Origin of the sequence: Allobosea sp. WAO (assembly GCF_001509835.1) — a bacterium.
In the GTDB taxonomy this organism is placed as follows: Bacteria; Pseudomonadota; Alphaproteobacteria; order Rhizobiales; family Beijerinckiaceae; genus Allobosea.
Map to the genome: position 1 here is coordinate 41,508 of NZ_JXTJ01000004.1, position 17,531 is coordinate 59,038.

15 protein-coding genes are annotated in these 17,531 nt (G+C 66.8%); 9 read left to right on the forward strand and 6 right to left on the reverse strand.

Features of this window, described 5'->3' with window-relative positions; genetic code table 11:
• The first annotated feature begins 125 nt into the window (after window positions 1–125).
• The 3 genes from mltG (at window position 126) to gmk (ending at window position 3,118) form a co-directional block, all read left to right on the forward strand.
• Window positions 126–1,499, forward strand: a complete 1,374-nt coding sequence (mltG, locus tag DK26_RS04760; RefSeq protein ID WP_066468902.1) for an endolytic transglycosylase MltG — start codon at window positions 126–128, stop codon at window positions 1,497–1,499.
• An 84-nt stretch (window positions 1,500–1,583) separates the two neighbouring features.
• Window positions 1,584–2,465 carry a YicC/YloC family endoribonuclease gene (locus DK26_RS04765; RefSeq protein WP_066468904.1) on the forward strand — a complete coding sequence of 294 codons (882 nt, stop codon included), beginning with the start codon at window positions 1,584–1,586 and terminating at the stop codon, window positions 2,463–2,465.
• Between the two features lie 5 nt (window positions 2,466–2,470).
• Window positions 2,471–3,118, forward strand: coding sequence for a guanylate kinase (gene gmk / locus DK26_RS04770; RefSeq protein WP_248309870.1), 648 nt, complete (start codon window positions 2,471–2,473; stop codon window positions 3,116–3,118).
• A 38-nt stretch (window positions 3,119–3,156) separates the two neighbouring features.
• Here gmk and rsmA read toward each other — a convergent pair whose 3' ends face one another.
• Genes rsmA through lptF form a run of 5 tightly spaced genes read right to left on the reverse strand, consistent with a single transcriptional unit; the run spans window position 3,157 to window position 9,926 of the window.
• Window positions 3,157–4,020 carry a 16S rRNA (adenine(1518)-N(6)/adenine(1519)-N(6))-dimethyltransferase RsmA gene (gene rsmA, locus DK26_RS04775; RefSeq protein ID WP_066468907.1) on the reverse strand — a complete coding sequence of 288 codons (864 nt, stop codon included), beginning with the start codon at window positions 4,018–4,020 and terminating at the stop codon, window positions 3,157–3,159.
• On the reverse strand, window positions 4,017–5,036 hold the full coding sequence (pdxA, locus tag DK26_RS04780) for a 4-hydroxythreonine-4-phosphate dehydrogenase PdxA (protein ID WP_066468909.1): 1,020 nt from the start codon (window positions 5,034–5,036) through the stop codon (window positions 4,017–4,019). Before pdxA ends, rsmA begins: the two co-directional genes overlap by 4 nt.
• 46 nt (window positions 5,037–5,082) lie before the next feature.
• A complete protein-coding gene (locus DK26_RS04785) occupies window positions 5,083–7,599 on the reverse strand; it encodes an LPS-assembly protein LptD (protein ID WP_184231673.1) in 2,517 nt (838 codons plus the stop codon).
• 48 nt (window positions 7,600–7,647) lie between these two features.
• Window positions 7,648–8,736 (reverse strand): LPS export ABC transporter permease LptG, encoded by a 1,089-nt coding sequence (gene lptG / locus DK26_RS04790; protein ID WP_066468913.1) that lies wholly within the window; start codon window positions 8,734–8,736, stop codon window positions 7,648–7,650.
• Window positions 8,736–9,926, reverse strand: a complete 1,191-nt coding sequence (gene lptF, locus DK26_RS04795; RefSeq protein ID WP_157089512.1) for an LPS export ABC transporter permease LptF — start codon at window positions 9,924–9,926, stop codon at window positions 8,736–8,738. The genes lptG and lptF overlap by 1 nt, the downstream gene beginning before the upstream one ends.
• A 179-nt stretch (window positions 9,927–10,105) precedes the next feature.
• Between lptF and DK26_RS04800 the strand changes: the two genes are divergently transcribed.
• The 3 genes from DK26_RS04800 to DK26_RS04810 are packed head-to-tail and all read left to right on the forward strand — an operon-like array spanning window position 10,106 to window position 12,506.
• Entirely contained in the window at window positions 10,106–11,599 is a 1,494-nt protein-coding gene (locus DK26_RS04800; protein ID WP_066468915.1) for a leucyl aminopeptidase, read from the forward strand.
• Window positions 11,600–11,646: 47 nt separating this feature from the next.
• Window positions 11,647–12,099, forward strand: coding sequence for a DNA polymerase III subunit chi (locus DK26_RS04805; protein ID WP_066468925.1), 453 nt, complete (start codon window positions 11,647–11,649; stop codon window positions 12,097–12,099).
• Entirely contained in the window at window positions 12,096–12,506 is a 411-nt protein-coding gene (locus DK26_RS04810; protein ID WP_248309871.1) for a hypothetical protein, read from the forward strand. Before DK26_RS04805 ends, DK26_RS04810 begins: the two co-directional genes overlap by 4 nt.
• 43 nt (window positions 12,507–12,549) lie before the next feature.
• Here DK26_RS04810 and DK26_RS04815 read toward each other — a convergent pair whose 3' ends face one another.
• The gene (locus tag DK26_RS04815) at window positions 12,550–14,430 is read right to left on the reverse strand and encodes an ABC-F family ATP-binding cassette domain-containing protein (protein ID WP_066468929.1); all 1,881 of its coding nucleotides are present in this window, start codon (window positions 14,428–14,430) and stop codon (window positions 12,550–12,552) included.
• A 154-nt stretch (window positions 14,431–14,584) separates the two neighbouring features.
• On the opposite strand from DK26_RS04815, the gene DK26_RS04820 reads away from it, so the two are divergent.
• From DK26_RS04820 to coaD, 3 genes are read left to right on the forward strand one after another with little or no spacing between them, the layout of a single operon-like run.
• The gene (locus DK26_RS04820) at window positions 14,585–14,767 is read left to right on the forward strand and encodes a hypothetical protein (protein ID WP_066468932.1); all 183 of its coding nucleotides are present in this window, start codon (window positions 14,585–14,587) and stop codon (window positions 14,765–14,767) included.
• Window positions 14,768–14,824: 57 nt separating this feature from the next.
• The gene (locus DK26_RS04825) at window positions 14,825–16,963 is read left to right on the forward strand and encodes a methyl-accepting chemotaxis protein (protein ID WP_066468933.1); all 2,139 of its coding nucleotides are present in this window, start codon (window positions 14,825–14,827) and stop codon (window positions 16,961–16,963) included.
• A 39-nt stretch (window positions 16,964–17,002) separates the two neighbouring features.
• Entirely contained in the window at window positions 17,003–17,503 is a 501-nt protein-coding gene (gene coaD / locus DK26_RS04830) for a pantetheine-phosphate adenylyltransferase (RefSeq protein ID WP_066468934.1), read from the forward strand.
• Window positions 17,504–17,531 lie beyond the last annotated feature (28 nt).

Sequence of the window (17,531 nt, forward strand, 5' to 3'; positions counted from 1 at the left end):
CGCTTTCGCCATAATTTTCGCTAGCCTGTCGCCGCTGCCGTGCCAGAATGTCTGGAGCGCAGTCGACAGGTGGAATCCATGCCGGCAAAGCGGATCGTGATGTCGGGAGATCGAGCGTAAGCATCATGAATCAGCCGCCCCGCGTTGCGCCGAGAAGCCCGAACGAGGCGTTGAAGCCGGTGGCGCCGCCTTCGCCGCCGCCAAAGGTGCGCCGCCGCCGGCGTTCGCCCTTCATCGCCATGCTGAGCGGCCTGTTCACCACAGCTCTGGTGCTGGCTGGTGCGGTCGGCGGCGGCATCGCTTATCTCGACAGTCGCAGCAAGGCGCCCGGGCCGCTTGCGACCGATCGCGTCCTGATCATCCCGAAAGAGAATGGGGTGACGGAGATCGCCGACCTGCTGCAGCGCGAGGGCCTGATCGACCATCCCTGGGCCTTCAAGGTTGCGGCCTATACATCGGGCAAGGCAGCGAGCCTCAAGGCCGGCGAATACCTGTTCAAGGCGCGCGCCAGCCAGAAGGACATCCTCGACATCATCGCCGAGGGCAAGGCGGTCGAGCACTCCGTCACCATCCCCGAAGGGTTGACGAGCGAGCAGATCATCGCCCGCCTGAAGGAGAACGATCTGCTCTCCGGCGAGATCATCCAGGTACCGCGCGAGGGTGCGATCCTGCCGGATACCTACAAGTTCCAGCGCGGCTCGACGCGGCAGGCCATGGTTGACAGGATGACGCGCGATCAGCGCCGCATCCTCAACGATATCTGGGCCCGCCGTCCGGCCGACCTGCCGATCAAGACTCCCCAGGAGCTCGTGATCTTGGCTTCGATCGTCGAGAAGGAAACCGGACGCGCCGACGAGCGCACCCGCGTCGCCGGCGTTTTCATCAACCGGCTCAACCGCAAGATGAAGCTGCAATCCGACCCGACGATCGTCTACGGGCTGGTCGGCGGCAAGGGCACGCTCGGGCGCGGTATCATGCGGACCGAAATCACTCAGGCGACGCCCTACAACACCTATGTGATCGACGGCCTGCCGCCGGGGCCGATCGCCAATCCGGGCCGCGCCGCGCTCGAGGCCGTGGTCAATCACTCGCGCACCAAGGACCTCTATTTCGTCGCTGACGGCAGCGGCGGCCACGCTTTCGCCGAGACGCTCGATCAGCACAACCGCAACGTCGCGCGTTGGCGCCAGGTCGAGGCCGGCCGGCGCGAGGCGGGCAAGCCGGCGCCGGAGGCGAGCATCGACAAGGCCGAGCCGCCTCCGTCGCCCGATTCCCGCACCGAAGCGCCGGGCGGCGCCGGGCAGGGCATGCAGGCCTCGGGGCAGCCCGAGAGCTTCCCGGTGCCGGGCAACCGCCGCGCCGGTCAGACTGCGCAGGGCGGGACGGACGGTACCCGCGCACGCGCCTTCGACGCCTCGGAGGGGACCGATCGCGATCCGCTGCGCAACCGGACGTTCGACCTGAACAGCCCGAAGGTCGTTCCGGCCCTGCGGCCCTGATCGCGCCTTTCCACATCCCGCGCTTGTCGTCGTGACAAGCCCTGTCTAGGGTCCGGCCGCATTCGCGGGCAGGAATATCGCAATATGGCAATCGAAAGCATGACGGGCTTCGCGCGTGAAGCCGGGACCGTCGCCACCCACGCCTTTGCCTGGGAGGTTCGCAGCGTCAACGGTCGCGGCCTCGATGTCCGCGTGCGCGTTCCTCCCGGCTTCGAGCTGTTCTCCGAGGCCGCGCGCAAGCTGATGTCCGCCGCCTTCTCGCGCGGCACGCTGCACGTCAATCTCGCCATCACCAGCGCTGCGGCGCCGGCCCGGCCGCGGATCAACCAGGAGGCGCTGGCCGCCCTGGTCGAGGCTGCCTCAGCTGTGCCTCTGCCGGCCGGCATGGCGCCGGCCTCTCTCGACGGTCTTCTCGCCATTCGCGGCGTCGTCGAGATCGCCGAAGAGGCGGAGGACGCCGTCTCTGCGCTCGAAAAGCCGGTTCTGGCCGCTCTGGAACGCCTCGTCGCATCGCTCAAGCAGGCACGTCTCGCCGAGGGCCTTGCCCTGGAGGCTGTGATAGCCGGGCACCTTGCCACGATCGCCCGGTTGACCGGAGAGGCCGAGAACCATCCAGCGCGCAGCGTCGAGGCGGTGAAGGCGCGGCTCGCCGGCCAGGTCGCCGCGCTGCTCGAGGCCGGCCATGCGCTGGATCCCCAGCGCCTGCACCAGGAGGCGGCGCTACTCGCCGTCCGCGCTGACATTCGCGAGGAAATCGACCGGTTGCATGCCCATGTCGCCGGCTTGCGTGAATTGCTCGCGCAGGGCGGCCCTATCGGCCGCAAGCTCGATTTCCTGGCGCAGGAGTTCGGCCGCGAATCCTCGACGCTCTGTGCCAAGGCGGGCGATCCCGGCCTGTCGCGCATCGGCCTCGATCTGCGCACGACGGTCGACCAACTGCGCGAGCAGGTCCAGAACGTGGAATGATGGCGATGGCTGATCTCGTCCGCCCGGCCCGTCGCGGCCTGATGCTGATCCTGTCGTCGCCCTCCGGCGCCGGCAAGTCGACCCTGACGCGCACCCTGTCGCAGAAGGAGACCAATCTCGACCTCTCCGTGTCTGTGACCACCCGCGCCCGGCGGCCGTCGGAGATCGAGGGGGTCCACTACCATTTCATCGAGCGCGATCTGTTCGATGGTTTGCGCCAGCGGGACGAACTGCTCGAATCGGCCGAGGTCCATGGCAATGGCTACGGCACGCCGCGCAAGCCGGTCGAGGAGGCGCTCAAGGCCGGCCGCGACGTCCTCTTCGACATCGACTATCAGGGCACGCAGCAAATCCTCGAAAAGGCGCGCGAGGATGTCGTCGCGATCTTCATCCTGCCGCCTTCCATGGCCGAGCTGCGCTCGCGCCTCGTGCGGCGCGCGGAGGATGCGCCCGAGGTCATCGCCAAGCGCCTCGCCAACGCCCGTGACGAGATCGCGCGCTGGAGCGTCTACGACTACGTCATCATCAATGACGATCTCGGGGCGGCCTATGAATCGGTCCGCGCGATCCTCGTCGCCGAACGCCTGAAGCGAGCGCGCGCAACCGGTATGGCGAACTTCGTCGAGCAGCTGCTCGAGGAACAGACGGTCTGAGGGACGGAAGTGCCGCGCCGATCGCGCCGCCTGCTGGTTTACACCGCCTCGGCCAACGCGTTCGCCAGCCGCACGAAGCCGGAGACCGGGATTTCCTCGGCCCGCGCCGTCGGCAACAGGCCGGCGGCCTCGATGATCGGCGTCGGCTCGGCGAGCACCGGCTTCAGGCTCTGCCGCAGCATCTTGCGACGCTGCCCGAAGGCGGCGAGCGTCAAACGCTCGAGCAACCGGCGGTCGCAGGGCTCGGGATGCTGCCGTGGCACCAGCTGCACGATCGAGGAGGTGATCTTCGGCGGCGGCACGAAGGCGGTCTTCGGCACGTCGAACAGGATCTTCGCCTCGCAGCGCCAGCCGGCGAGGACGGCGAGGCGGCCATAGGCGGCGCGCTGCTCGGGCGTCGCGACGATGCGCTCGGCGACCTCGCGCTGGAACATCAGGGTCAGCGAACTCCACCAGGATGGCCAAGGCTCGGCGCTGAGCCAGCCGACGAGCAACGGTGTGCCGATGTTATAGGGCAGGTTGGCGACGATGCGGGCCTCGGCTCCGCCGAGCAGCTGCGACAGGTCGACGGCGAGCGCGTCTCCGTCGACGATTTCGAGCCGGCCGGGATAGTGCGCGGCGATCTCGGCCAGGGCCGGCAGGCAGCGACGGTCGCGCTCGATTGCGATCACGCGTCCCGCGCCGTTCGCCAGCAGCGCCCGTGTCAGGCCGCCGGGCCCGGGCCCGATTTCGACGACGGTCTGCCCGGCGAGCGGCCCGGCCGCGCGTGCGATCCGACCGGTCAGGTTGAGGTCGAACAGGAAGTTCTGGCCGAGCGCCTTCTGCGCCATCAGCCCGTGGCGCTCGACTACCTCGCGTAGCGGCGGCAGCCCGTCCTGCGCGAGGCCATCCGATGCGCTCATACTTTCGTCTCCGTCTCGGTCTCGGCCATCCTGGCTGCGAGCCGCAGCGCCGCGCACAGGCTGTCGGGCCGTGCCACGCCCTTGCCGGCTATGTCGAACGCGGTGCCGTGATCGGGCGAGGTCCGGATGAAGGGCAGGCCGAGCGTGACGTTGACGCCCTCGTCGAAGGCGATCGTCTTGATCGGGATCAGCGCCTGATCATGGTACATGGCGAGCGCGACATCATAGCCGGCGCGGGCCCGCTCATGGAACATGGTGTCGGCCGGATAGGGGCCTTTGGCGTCGATGCCGAGCGCGCGGAGCCTGGCTACCGCCGGGGCGACGACGGCATCGTCCTCGGAACCGAGCGCACCGCCTTCGCCGGCATGCGGGTTTAGCCCGCTCAGCGCCAGCCGCGGGCGGGCGATGCCGAAGCGGCGCGCGAGATCGGCCGCGACGATCTTTCCGGTTTCGACGATCAGTTCTGTGGTGAGCAGGGCTGGCACGGCCGACAGCGGCACATGGATCGTAACCGGCACGACCGCGAGCCCCTCCGACCAGATCATCATCACCGGTTGCGGCACGGCCTTGCCGCCCCGCCCGGCGAGCTCGGCGAGGAATTCGGTGTGGCCGGGATGGCTGAAGCCCGCGGCGTAGAGCACGCTCTTGGCGATCGGATTGGTGACTAGAGCCGCGGCCAGACCTGCATTGACGGCTGCGACACCGGCTTCGATCGCTTCGATCACGCCTGCGGCATTTGCCGGGTCAGGTTGGCCGGGGTTCGCCGGTGACGCCCCCTCGATCTCGATAACCGGGAGCGCTTCGTCGAAGCTCGCAGCGGCTTCATCCCAGCCGACGCGGAGGACCGGTACCGCGAGCCCAAGCTGCGCTGCTAGAGACTGCAGGGCAACAGCATTGCCGAGATAGACGAAGGCCGGCAGCCGCAGCTGCTTGCGCAGCAGCCAAGCCATCAGGCTGATCTCAGGGCCGACCCCGGCGGGATCGCCCTGGGTCAGGGCCAGAAGATGATTGCGCAAGCGCGGTCTCCCTCCGGAGCGATGGCGAGACCGCGTCTTGGCTTCGTCAGTTGCTGGCGACGCCGTCGCCCGCGCTGCTCGTGCCGAGATTCTGCGAGTAGCTGATCTCGCCCAGCGTGCGCAGCTCGAGCCGGAACATCACGGTTCGGGTGTCGTTCTTCGCGCCCGCCTGCCGGTCGGCATAGGATTGCGAATAGGTCACGTCGAAGATCGTGCACTCGTCCTGGTATCTCAGCCCTGCGGACAGAGACGCCGTCTGGAGCGGTCCGGTCTTGGGATAGATCGGCGCGGCATAGACGGCTGTATTGAGCTGGCTCAGCGCATAGGCGTCACGATAGCGCTCTCGGTCGTACTTGTACTTGTCGAGGTCGAACAGCACGCTGCCGCGGACGGTCCAGTACTGGGCGAAGTTGAACGACTGGCTCAGGCTGAGGCCCTCGCGACGCCGCGGAATGCCGAGTTCAGGCTGCGGCTCGTATCGGCTGTACCCGATCGTGGTCGAGAACAGTTTGTGCGAGTACGAGGCGGACGCGTCGATGCGCTGCGTTTCCCAGGTCGACTCGTCGAGCCGCGCTCCGCCCTGCAGGAGCAGGCCCTTGAACGGCTGGTACTGCGCCCGGGCGACATAGTCCGAGCGGCGGGTGTCCAGGCCGGATTCGAGCCCGGTATTGACCAGGTCGCCGGTGGCGTAGGAGTTGCGGCCGCCGAGATGATAGGACTGGCCGACCAGCAAGTTGGCGTAGGAATCCTTGCCGAAGGTCCCGGAGTAGCGCAGGCCGACATTGGCGCGGCTGCCGCCTTCCACGCGATCGTAGCCCGAGAACTTGTTCCATTCGAACAGGTTGGTGTCGTCGAAGACCAGGCTCTGGGCGTCTTCGTTGGCGACGCGCAGGCTGTTGGTTTCGTTCGGCCGAGCCACGACCTGGGCGACCGGCTCCAGGATATGGGTGCCCCAGGACGTCGTCGCCACGAACGGATAGCGATAGAGCAGTCCGGCCGCCGGCATCACGCGCCCGAACACCTCGTCCGACGTGTCGGCGATCGTGCGGACATGATAGTTCGTATAGTCGGTCGTGTTCGGATTGATCGAGAAGATGTCGGCCCGCATCGATGCATAGGGCATCCAGACCTGACCGAAGGAATCGGTGAAGTTGCGGCGCCAGGCCACTTCCGCCGTCGCACGCGCGATGTTCCCGGCGAGGCCACGGATCAGGCAGGTGTCTTTCTGGTAGACCGCGCAGCCGTCGAACAGGGAGTAGGACGGTGTGTTGATGAGGTAGGTGTTCTGGTTCGGGATTTCCTTGAACGCCGCCGCCTCGCGCGTCAGATGCGTGATGTTGACGGTGAAGGAGAGCTCTCCGCCGATCAGCGAAGGCTTGTGAAGCCGCTTGTTGTAATCGACCACCGGTAGAGCGACGGGCTGCTGCTTCTGCCAGTCGAGATAGCTCAACGGCTGGAAATAGTAGCCGCGCATGTCGAACCAGGCATCGGGGCTCTGGCCGTTGAGCGAGACGGTCGAGGTCGATTCCTGAAGGAAGCTGCCGCTCGTGATGCTCTCGCTGCGAATGCGGTAGTTCTTGTAGAAGAACCGGTCTGTCGAGCCGGCGATATCCCAGCTGAAGGTCCAGCGCGGATTCAGGAAGACCTTGCCGGCGGTCTCGATCGAACCGCGGAAAGTGTCGTCGCCGGCGCCGAAGGGGCTCTTGAGGAAAGCGTCCTTGTCGCGCTGAAAGATCCCCGCGGCGCGGATGTTGTACGAGCCGTTCGAGAAACGATGGCGCCATTCCACCTCGCCGAGGAGGCCCTGGCGGGAGAGGTAGGTCGGCGTCAGCGTGACGTCGTAGTTCGGCGCGAGGTTGATGAAGTACGGCAGCCCGACGCCATAACCCAGCGCCGAGGTGTTGATGAACTTCGGCGACAGGAGGCCGGTCTTGCGCTTAACGGTCGCGTCCGGTCCGGACATATAGGGGATGTAGGCGATCGGGACGCCGGCGAATTCGAGCCGTGCATCCTCGTAGTAGATCATCTGCTCGGATTTCTTGTGAATGATCCGGGCGGCACGAACTTGCCAGAAAGGCGGCTTCTCAGGGTTCTCGGCGCAGGGCTCGCAGGCGGTGTAGATGCCCTTGTCGAAGACGAATACCTCGCCATCGGTCCGCTCTGCGCGCGGCGCCGAAAAACGCGTCTTGTCGGTGTTCACGACGCGCAGCGAATCGATGAATCCGTCGCGGAAATCGTCGGTCAGGTTGAACCGGTCGCCGGTGATGACGGTGCCGTTCGCTTCGGTGATGCGGGCATTGCCGGTCGCCACGACGCGCTTGCTCATCCGGTCGTAGACGACGCGGTCGGCCTCGATGGTGCGCCCCTGATACAGGATCTGGACGTCGCCGACGGCCGAGACCGTGTTCTTATCCTTGTCGTAGACGAGCTCGCGCGCATCGACGACCATGCGCTCCTGCGGCTTGGCCGCCTGTTGCGCGAAGGCAAGGTCGGGTCCCGCGAAAACCGGCGCAAGCGTCGTCGCGAGCGCGGTCGCTGCGGCAAGGCGCGCAATGCGTCTCACGCCGGGAACCATGAACTCAATCCAAAATTAACCATAGGCACCGTACTATCAGCCGTCTTCCTGATGAAGGAGGGCAAGAGCGCCGAGCAGGCTGCCCACGATTGCGGGCAGCCACGCGGCCACCGGGGCGTTGACGATCCCCGACGAGCCCAACTCCTCAGATAGTTGCGTCGCCACATAGAGCATGAACCCGGCCGCCACGCCACCTACCACCAACTTGGTGACACCACCAAACCGGAAAAATCTTAAGGAAACGGATGCTGCCACCAGAATCATCGCAATGAGCAGCAGCGGGCGGGCTTTCAGGGATTCATAGCGCAATTCATAGCGCGTCGTGTCCAGTCCGGCCTTGCGGGTTCGCTCGATCACGGTCGGCATGGACCAGAAGCCCACGGAGTCCGGTGGAGTGAAACTTTGCCGCACCTGCTCTGGCTCCAGATTCGTCGCGACGAGGTATGTCGGGTAGCTCTGTGGCTCTTCCATGACCGACGTCACGCGCGCATCCGACAACTCCCAGTAGCCGCGGTGCAGCACGGCTTGGCGGGCTTCGATGCGCTCGCTGAATCCACCGTCCGGGGCATAGTTGAAGAACGCGACCTGCGCCAGGCCGACGCCGTCCTCCAGCGCCGCCGCTGCCCGGATGATTGCCTGGCCATCGCCGCTGCGCTGGCGGATCCAGATCTCCTTACCGCTGGCCACCTGGCCGGTGCGCGCGAAGAGCGAGGCTTCCAGCTTGGTGGCGCGCTGCTTCAGTTCGGCCGCGACGGGGTTGTAGATGCCGATCGAGATCAGGCCGACCATGCCCGCGACCAGGGCGGCCGGTTGCAGGAATTGCCAGGCCGAGATGCCGACGGAGCGGGCGACCACGAGCTCGAGCTTCCGGCTCAGATTCAGCAGGGCGAACATCCCGCCGAACAGCACGGCGAAGGGGAAGATCTGCTCGGCGACCGAAGGCGCGCGATAGAGCGCGAGCTGGATGATGCTCGGTGTCGTCGCCGCCGGCGAGTCGCCGGCGCGGCGCATCAACTCGACGAAGTCGAGCGTCAGGATCAGGAAGAAGAACGTCCCGAACACGCTCAGAATGGCGCGGAAGAAGCGCTGGGTCAGGTAGCGCCCGAAAGTCTTGAAGAGCAGCATCAGCTTCGCCGCAAGCGGGCCGAGATGGCGAGGAAAGGGGCGGCCAGCGGTTCCGTCAGCCCGTCGACGAAAGCCCGTGCACGAGCACCGAAGGCGATCATGCTTGCCGAGACCGCGATGGTGACGAGCGGCAGCACATAGAGCAGGACGACGGCGAATTGGGAGCGCACGCTCGCGGTCCAGGCAGCGTAGGCGCCGATTCTGATCGCGCCGACCAGCAGGATCGCGAGCTGGATGGCGACTGCACGGCCCTGGCGGGTGGTGCGCGCCTCGCCGAGGAAAGCGAAGGCGACGAGCATGAAGGCGATCGGATAGAGCGGAGCCGAAAGGCGGTTGTGCAGCTCGGCGCGGAAGCGGCCTTCCTGGATCTTGTAGTAGGGTTCGTTCTTGTCCTGCGTCAGCAGCGCCCAGGTCGTCCGTTCGCGCGGCTTGTAGATCACCTTGTCGCCATCGCCGCCGCCGGCTCCATCGGAGTCGCCCGACAGCGCCGACAGATTGAGGGCGTAGCGCTCGAAGGAGATGATCGAGCTCGAATTCCGGTCGCGGCTCTCGCGCTGGATCGTGCCCTTCTCCAGCATCAGGAAGCTGTTGCCGTCGGCTTCCGCTGTCTGGCCACGCTCGGCGATGTATACCGCCGGTTGGTTCGGGTCGCGCCGGTCCTGCATGAAGATGCCGAGCAGCGCCTGGCCCGAGCGCTCGCGATAGTGGAACGTGACGCCGGAATCGAGTGCGACGAACTGGCCTTCCTTGACGACGTTTGCGACGAAATCGGCCCGGATCAGGGTGATCAGGTCGCGCAGCGAACGGAAGCCGGCGGGCATCACCGAAAGCGACATCCAGCCGACCAGCGCTGCCGTCACCAGCGTCAGTGCGACGAAGGGCCGGGTCAGGCGCTTGGGCGCGACCCCGGTCGCGTTCATCACGATCAGCTCGGAATCGCTGTTGAGTTTGTTGAGCGTGTAGAGCGTCGCCATGAACAGCGCGACCGGCGCTATGCCAGCGATCAGCGCCGGCAGCGAGAGCAGGGTCACGGTGAAGAAGATCATCACCGTCTGGCCCTTGCCGGTGATGAGGTCGACCTCGCGCAGGGCCTGCGTCACCCAGATGACGCTGGTCAGGCCGACGAGCAGGATGACCGTCGCCGCCGCGGCAATCTTGAGGATATAGCGGTCGAGCAGTCCAAAACGCACGCGGTCGATCCTGGGCAGGCGGGCACAAGGGCGGAAGGCGCTGCCCTTGGACGGCTCGCCTCGAAGCTCCTATGGTATAGCTTCGATCATGGCGCAAACGGGAATCGTTTGTGGCCTTCCCGAGCCATCGCCAGTTCATCCCGCCCTTTCCGTCCGCCCTCCGCCAATGTGAGCCGTCGATGTCGCAGCGCCTGAAGCTTGAGGTCAAAGCCCTGAATGCCATTGCCGGGGAGGATCTCGTCATCCTCGTTTCGGACAAGCTCGCGCCGGCCCGGGCCGCCGAGGAATGGCTGGGCGAGGGCGGTTCCAGCCTGATCGCCCGCGCTGCGGCGGCAGAGCGGTTCAAGGGCAAGTCTCTGTCGGGGCTGACGGTCCTGGCGCCCGAAGGGGCGGGCTATGAGCGTCTGATCCTGATCGGCACCGGGCCCGAAAGCGAGCGCGACAAGCTCGATTTCGCCCTGCTCGGCGGCGCCATCGCGGGCCGGCTCGGCCATGGCCGCAGCGCCGACATCATCGCAGCCCTGCCGGATAGCGAGCTTTCCGCCGCCGAGATCGCCGAGATCGGCCTCGGTCTGAAGCTCCGTTCCTATGCCTTCAATCAGTACAAGACGAAGAGCCGCGAGGCGGAGCAGTCCGAGCCGAAGGCTGCGATCCTGCGCGTCGCCGACACGTCCGCGGTCAAGAAGGCGCTGAAGGCGCGCGAGGCGATCGCCGGCGGCGTCGAGCTCGCTCGCGATCTCGTGAACGAGCCGCCGAACGTGCTCTATCCCGAAGAGTTCGCCGAGCGCGCGGCCAAGCTCGAAAAGCTCGGCGTCGAGGTCGAGATTCTCGACGAGAAGCAGCTCAAGAAGATCGGCATGCGCGCGCTGCTCGGCGTCGGCCAGGGTTCGCGGCGCGAGAGCCGCGTCGTGGTGATGCGCTGGAACGGCGCGGGCAAGGGCGACAAGCCGGTGGCCTTCGTCGGAAAGGGCGTAACCTTCGACACCGGCGGCATCTCGATCAAGCCGGCCGGCGGCATGGAGGATATGAAGGGCGACATGGCCGGCGCCGCCTGCGTCACCGGGCTGATGCACGCGCTCGCCGCCCGCAAGGCGAAGGTCAATGCGGTCGGGGTCATCGGCCTCGTCGAGAACATGCCGGACGGCAATGCGCAGCGCCCAGGCGACATCGTGACCTCGCTCTCCGGTCAGACCATCGAGATCATCAACACCGACGCCGAGGGCCGGCTCGTTCTGGCCGATGTGCTCTGGTACACGCAGGACCGCTTCAAGCCAGTCTTCATGGTCAATCTGGCGACGCTGACCGGCGCCATCCTCGTCGCGCTGGCGCAGGAGCATGCCGGCCTGTTCTCGAACAATGACGAGCTAGCGGAGCGGCTTGCCACCGCCGGCAAGGGTACGGGCGAGACGGTCTGGCGCATGCCGCTCGGCGCCGCCTACGACAAGATGATCGATTCCAAGTTCGCCGACATGAAGAACTCCGCCGGGCGCCATGGCGGCTCGATCACCGCGGCGCAGTTCCTGCAGCGCCATGTCAACGATACGCCCTGGGCTCATCTCGACATCGCCGGCACCGGCATGGGTTCGCTGAGCACCGAGATCAACCGCTCCTGGGGCTCGGGCTGGGGCGTTCGCCTGCTCGACCGGCTGGTGGCGAACCACTACGAGGCTTGATTCGAATTATCAGCCGACGCGCGTAAGCTGCTGGAAATACCGGCATCATGGCCGAGATCTGGTTCTACCATCTGCAATCCCGCCCACTCGAGCAGGTCTTGCCGACGCTGCTCGAGCGTTCGCTGGCGCGCGGCTGGAAGGTGGTGGTGCAGTGCTCTAGCCGCGAGCGCCTCGGCTCGCTCGACGACCGGCTCTGGACCTATGCCGACGATTCCTTCCTGCCGCACGCTGCCGCGGGCGAGCCGGATGCGGCAGGTAATCCGATCGTCCTCACCACTGACGCGGACAATCCGAATGCGGCGCAGGTCCGCTTCTGCGTCGACGGCGTCCGTATTCCCGACGCATTGGACGCCTATGAGCGCGTCATCCTGATGTTCGACGGGGATGATCCGGAAGCCTTGGCTTCGGCCCGCGAGGACTGGAAGAAATTGCGAGCGCGGGGCCTGGCTGCGACCTACTGGCAGCAGGACGACACCGGCCGCTGGGAGAAGAAAGCGTGAAAATTCCTGTTGCCCTGGCCCTGGCGGCTGCGCTTGCCGGCTGTTCCGTCGACATGGGCGGTTTTTCCTTCGTTTCCGACGAGCGCGGCACCCGCACCAGCAGCGCTTCGGTGCGTGCCGCGACCAGCGAGGCGGTGCTGATGCCGGACGGCGAGTGCCAGGCGGGCGCCTCGCTCGATCCTTCGACTCGGCCCTTGCCGGCCGAGATCGCGGTCGGCATTACCGAATGCGAGCTGGTCAGGCTGAAACGTACGCGCCCGACCGACGTGCTGATCGGCGAGAGCGGCAAGGGCCAGCGCGAGGTTCAGGTGCTCTATGCCGAGCCCGGCGGGCGCGAGATCTACATGTTCACCGACAACCGCCTGACCCGTATCGTCAAGCCGGGCCAGCCCGAGCAGCAGGGCTAGCCGGCCTCCAGGGAGCGCTACCCCATAGCCATCGAGCGCCGTCTCAGGCGCTCTCCAGTTCCTCGCTCAGCGAGAGCCATTCCTCTTCGGCGGCGCCGAGCGCCTCCGCGAGTTCGGCGCGCTGACGCGAGAGCTGCAAGGCCTTGTCCGGATCGCGCGCGAAGGCCGCGCCGTTGCCGAGCACCTCGTCGACCTTCTCGATCAGCCCGGTGAGCTTGGCGATCCGCGCCTCGGCAAGGTTGAGCTTCTGGCGCAGCGGCCCCTGCGCCGCACGCTTCTGGGCGTTGCCCTTGCGGTCATCGGCCTTGCCGCCAGGTGAGGCGGGCTCCTGCTTGCCCGCCTTCTCGCGCCGCGCAGCCTTGGCGCCGCCGAGCACGAGGCTGCGGTAATCCTCCATGTCGCCGTCGAAGCTCTTCACCGTGCCGTCGGCGACAAGCCAGAGCTGGTCGGCGCAGGCCTCGATCAGGAAGCGATCGTGGCTGACCAGGATCACCGCGCCTGGATAGTCGTTGATTGCCCGAACCAGTGCCGTGCGGCTGTCGATGTCGAGATGGTTGGTCGGCTCGTCGAGGATCATCAGATGCGGCCCGCCGAAGGTGGCGATGCCGAGCATCAGCCGAGCCTTCTCGCCGCCTGAGAGGTTCTTGACCGGCGTGTCGGCCTTGGCTGCAGGAAAGCCGATCTGCGCCGTGCGAGCGCGCACCCGGGCCTCCGGCTGGTCCGGCATCAGCTCGCGGATATGGCCGACCGGCGTGTCCTCCATCCGGAGTTCGTCGAGCTGGTGCTGGGCGAAATAGGCGGTCTGGAGCTTGGAAGAGCGCCGCATCTGGCCAATCTTCGGCTCGAGGCGCCCGCCGATAAGCTTGCAGAAGGTCGACTTGCCGTTGCCGTTCGAGCCGAGCAGGGCGATGCGATCCTCGGGCGAAAGCGTCAGGTTGAGTCGCGACAGGATGGTCCGGTCGCCATAACCGGCGCTTGCGCTTTCCAGCACGACCATCGGCGGCGACAGCGGCCTTTCGGGTGAGGGGAAGGAGAAAGGCTGGACGTCGCGGTCCTCGATGAGCGCGATCTCCTGCATCTTCTCCAGCCGTTTGACGCGCGACTGGGCCTGCCGTGCCTTGGTGGCCTTGGCTTTGAAGCGGTCGACGAAGGACTGCAGATGCTTGCGCTCGGCGTCCTGCTTCTCGCGGGCCTTGGCGAGATGCGCCTGCTTCTCGGCCCGAAGCTTCTCGAAGGCGCTGTAGCCACCGCGATAGATCGTCAGCTTGCCCTGGTCGAGATGCAGGATGTGGTCGACGCAGGTGTCGAGCAGTTCGCGGTCATGGCTGACCACCAGAACGGTGTGCGGGTAGCGCTCGAGATAGTCGTAGAGCCAGAGTGTGCCTTCGAGGTCGAGATAATTGGTCGGTTCGTCGAGCAGCAGCAGGTCAGGCTCGGAGAACAGCACGGCGGCCAGTGCGACGCGCATGCGCCAGCCGCCCGAGAAGTCGGAGCAAGGGCGTTGCTGGGCCGCTTCGTCGAAGCCGAGCCCGTAGAGAACCGTTGCGGCGCGGGCGGGAGCCGAGTGCGCGCCGATATCGGCGAGTCGCGTCTCGATTTCGGCGATGCGCATCGGATCGGTCGCGCTTTGCGCCTCCTGCATCAGCGCGGCGCGCTCGGTATCGGCCGCGAGCACGACGTCGATCAGCGACTCCGGTCCGCCGGGTGCCTCCTGAGCCACGCCGCCGATACGCATGCCCCTCGGCAGGCTGACGCTGCCGCCTTCGGGCGAGAGATCACCGGTGATGATGCGGAACAGGGTGGTCTTGCCGGTGCCGTTGCGGCCGACGAGGCCGACGCGCGCGCCGGTCGGCAGCGCCGCGCCGGCCTTGTCCAGCAGCAGCCTGTCGCCGAGCCGGTAGGTGATATCGCTGAGGGTGAGCATGGGCTGGCTTTAGGCAAACTTGCCTGCGCGATGCAAACGCGAAATCGCTCGAAATGATCGAGTCACGAATTCGACATATTCCAGCCACGCTGGAGCCCGCCGGCTCCCGCACCTCGAAGGTCTATGTAACGCACTGATTCGCAAAGAACAATCCATGCAGCTCGGCTTCCTTGTCCAGCAGCGGCGTCGCGTTTCGCTCATGGCTGTCTTCATCGTTCTTCTGGCTGTCGTCGTCGGCAGCGCCGCCGCGCTCGCGGCGCTGGCCCCGTCTCCGGGCTCCCTGCGAGGCGAGGCGGGGGCCTCGACGCACCAAACCGGCGTCTTCAAGCAAAGTTAACCGGCTTAGGATTGTATCCTCCGCAATCGACTGAAGATCGAGCGGGGATAGAGAGCAGTGTTCAGCCTCAGGGTGCGGCTTCCCGCCGCCATGCTCGCGCTCGCCTGTCTTGCTGCGATAGCCGTCGGTGTCTCCGCCTATCTCGCCGTCTCCAACTGGGCCCATGAAGCGGCGCGGGCGCGATTGCATGCGCTTGCCGAGAGCCATTCGCGCGCCATCGAGCGCCGGCTCGTGCTGCTGCGTTCCGAGCTCGCCGTCCAGGCACGCAGCGCCTACACGGTCTCGGCCCTGGACGAGCTCGGCAAATGGCTGGAGCTCGGATCGCATGATCTCAACAGCATCCTCTCGCATTATCAGGGGGACGGGATGCGGCCTGTGGCCGAGCGCATCGCGCTGTCCGGGCAGGACCATCGCCACGGCTACTCCTGGCGCCATACCAAGATCCACGAGACCTATGCGGCGGCCCTGAAGCAGTTCAACTACGCGGACATCTATCTCGTCTCGATGAAGGGCAGGGTGGTCTACAGCGTCACCAAGGGCCCAGAATTCGGCCGACTGGTTAGCGATCCGGCGCTTGCAGATTCAGGGCTGGCGCATGTCGTCGAGGCCGCCCGGGACAAGCCTGTCGGGACGCAGATTCTGCGCGATTACGCCCCCTACAACCTGATCGGGGGCGAGCCGCGGGCATTTCTCGCAGCTCCGTTCTACGATGCCGAATCGGGCGAAATCGAGCAGGTAGGCACGATCGTCATTTCGGTCGGCTCCGGGCTGATCGACGATGCACTCGGCGCCAACGCTGCCGGGACCGGCGACATTCGCGTCTTCGTCGTCGGCGATGATGGTCTGATGCGTTCCAACCCCGCCGCCCGCCGTGAGGCATCGGCGCCGCGCGATACGCTCGACCAAGGGCGCCTAGCCGGCCTGGCCAGCGACGCATTGCTGCGCATGTCGAGCCAGGATGGCACACCTCTCGTCGCCAGCGGCCAGAAGATCTCGGCCGGCGATTGGAACTGGCAACTCTGGCTGACCGAGCCGGAACGCACGGCCTTTGCCGTCGTCGGCGAGATTCGCGAGGCGATCGTCACTGCCGGCCTGCTCGTGCTGGCGCCTTTGCTCGGCTTTGCGATCCTGCTTGGCTGGTCGGTGGCGCGGCCGATCGGGGGGCTCTCCGATGCGCTGGCCGGCATCGCCGCCGGTCGCACCGACCAGCCGATCCCCGGCGCCCAGCGGCGCGACGAGATCGGCGGCATCGCCGCCTCGATCGCCGCGATACGCGAGACCTTGCAGCGCGAGGCACAATGGCGCGAGGCGCAGCAGGAGACGCGCCGTGCCGATGCGGACCGGCATCGCCGCAGCCTTCTCGGCGAGCTCGCCGGCGAGCTCGAGCAGTCGGTCCGGACCGTCAGCGGTTTGGTCGCGACGGCGGCCGAAGAGCTCGCCAACACGGCCAACCAGCTCAGCGAGAGCGCCGGCGAGGCCAGGACGGGTGCCGCCGACGCCGATGTCTCGACCGGAAACGCGATCGCCCGCGTCCATTCGATCGAGCGGGCGGCGCGGGAACTGCTCGGTGCGGTCGATAGCCTGTCGGCGGAAGTCCGCCATTCCGATCTCACGGCGGGGCAGGCGCATCGGCACGCAGACGAGGTCAGCCAGGTCGTCGATGGGCTGGCCACGGGCGCAGCCCGCGTCTCCGAGGTCGTGGGGCTGATCTCGGCCATTGCCGGCCAGACCAATCTCCTCGCACTCAACGCGACGATCGAGGCTGCCCGAGCCGGCGAGGCGGGGAGGGGCTTTGCCGTCGTTGCCGCCGAGGTGAAGTCGCTCGCGACCCAGACGGCCGGCGCGACCCAGGACATCGCGCTTCAGATCGACGCGATGAACCGCGCGACCGCCGCCACGGTCGACGGCATGGCCGGGATTCGCGCCATGGTGCAGGAGCTCAGCGAGGCGACGCGGCGCACCGCACACACCATGCTGCGCCAGCACGAGGCGACGCACGCAATCGCCGCCGACGTCGTCGCTGCGACGCAGGAGATCGTCCAGATCGGCCAGGCGACGGGGCAGGTCGCGCTGGCGTCGCATCAGACCGCCGGTTCGGCCGAAGCCGTGCTGGCCGCCGCCGGCGAGCTGACCGGGTTGGCGCAGGCGCTGGAAGGCCGCGTCGACCGGCTGATCGTCGAACTTCGCGTGGCCTGAGCGCTTGTCGTCGTCCGACGCTTTGGCTAACGCTGGAGTATGCGTACCGCCTTCTACACCGGCTCCTTCGATCCCGTGACCAATGGCCATGCCGACGTCATTGCGGCGGCGGCGAAACTATGCGACCGCCTCGTGCTGGCGATCGGCGTCCACCCCGGAAAGAAGCCGGTGCTGTCGGTCGAGCAACGCGCCGAGCTGCTGCGCATCGTCGCGGAGCCTCTGGCGCAGGCCGCCGGGGCGAGCGTCGAGGTCGTGACCTTCGACGATCTCGCGGTCGACGCGGCGCGGAAGGCCGGCGCCGGCATCATCATCCGCGGCCTGCGTGACGGCACCGATCTCGACTACGAGATGCAGATGGTCGGCATGAATGCGGCGATGGCGCCGGAGCTGCAGACCGTGTTTCTGCCGGCGACCCCGCTGACCCGCCATATCACCGCCACCCTGGTGCGCCAGATCGCTGCGATGGGCGGCGATATCTCGGCCTTCGTGCCGGCGCCGGTCGAGCACGCGCTGAAGGCTGCTTTCGCCGACAAGGCGTGATGGGGCTGTCCAGCGTTTAAGGCACTCG

Coding starts and splice junctions, on each gene's coding strand:
- mltG (WP_066468902.1), top strand. CDS start 126: ATGAATCAGCCGCCCCGCGTTGCGCCGAGAAGCCCGAACGAGGCGTTG.
- DK26_RS04765 (WP_066468904.1), top strand. CDS start 1,584: ATGGCAATCGAAAGCATGACGGGCTTCGCGCGTGAAGCCGGGACCGTC.
- gmk (WP_248309870.1), top strand. CDS start 2,471: ATGGCTGATCTCGTCCGCCCGGCCCGTCGCGGCCTGATGCTGATCCTG.
- rsmA (WP_066468907.1), bottom strand. CDS start 4,020: ATGAGCGCATCGGATGGCCTCGCGCAGGACGGGCTGCCGCCGCTACGC.
- lptG (WP_066468913.1), bottom strand. CDS start 8,736: ATGCTGCTCTTCAAGACTTTCGGGCGCTACCTGACCCAGCGCTTCTTC.
- DK26_RS04800 (WP_066468915.1), top strand. CDS start 10,106: ATGTCGCAGCGCCTGAAGCTTGAGGTCAAAGCCCTGAATGCCATTGCC.
- DK26_RS04805 (WP_066468925.1), top strand. CDS start 11,647: ATGGCCGAGATCTGGTTCTACCATCTGCAATCCCGCCCACTCGAGCAG.
- DK26_RS04815 (WP_066468929.1), bottom strand. CDS start 14,430: ATGCTCACCCTCAGCGATATCACCTACCGGCTCGGCGACAGGCTGCTG.
- DK26_RS04820 (WP_066468932.1), top strand. CDS start 14,585: ATGCAGCTCGGCTTCCTTGTCCAGCAGCGGCGTCGCGTTTCGCTCATG.
- coaD (WP_066468934.1), top strand. CDS start 17,003: ATGCGTACCGCCTTCTACACCGGCTCCTTCGATCCCGTGACCAATGGC.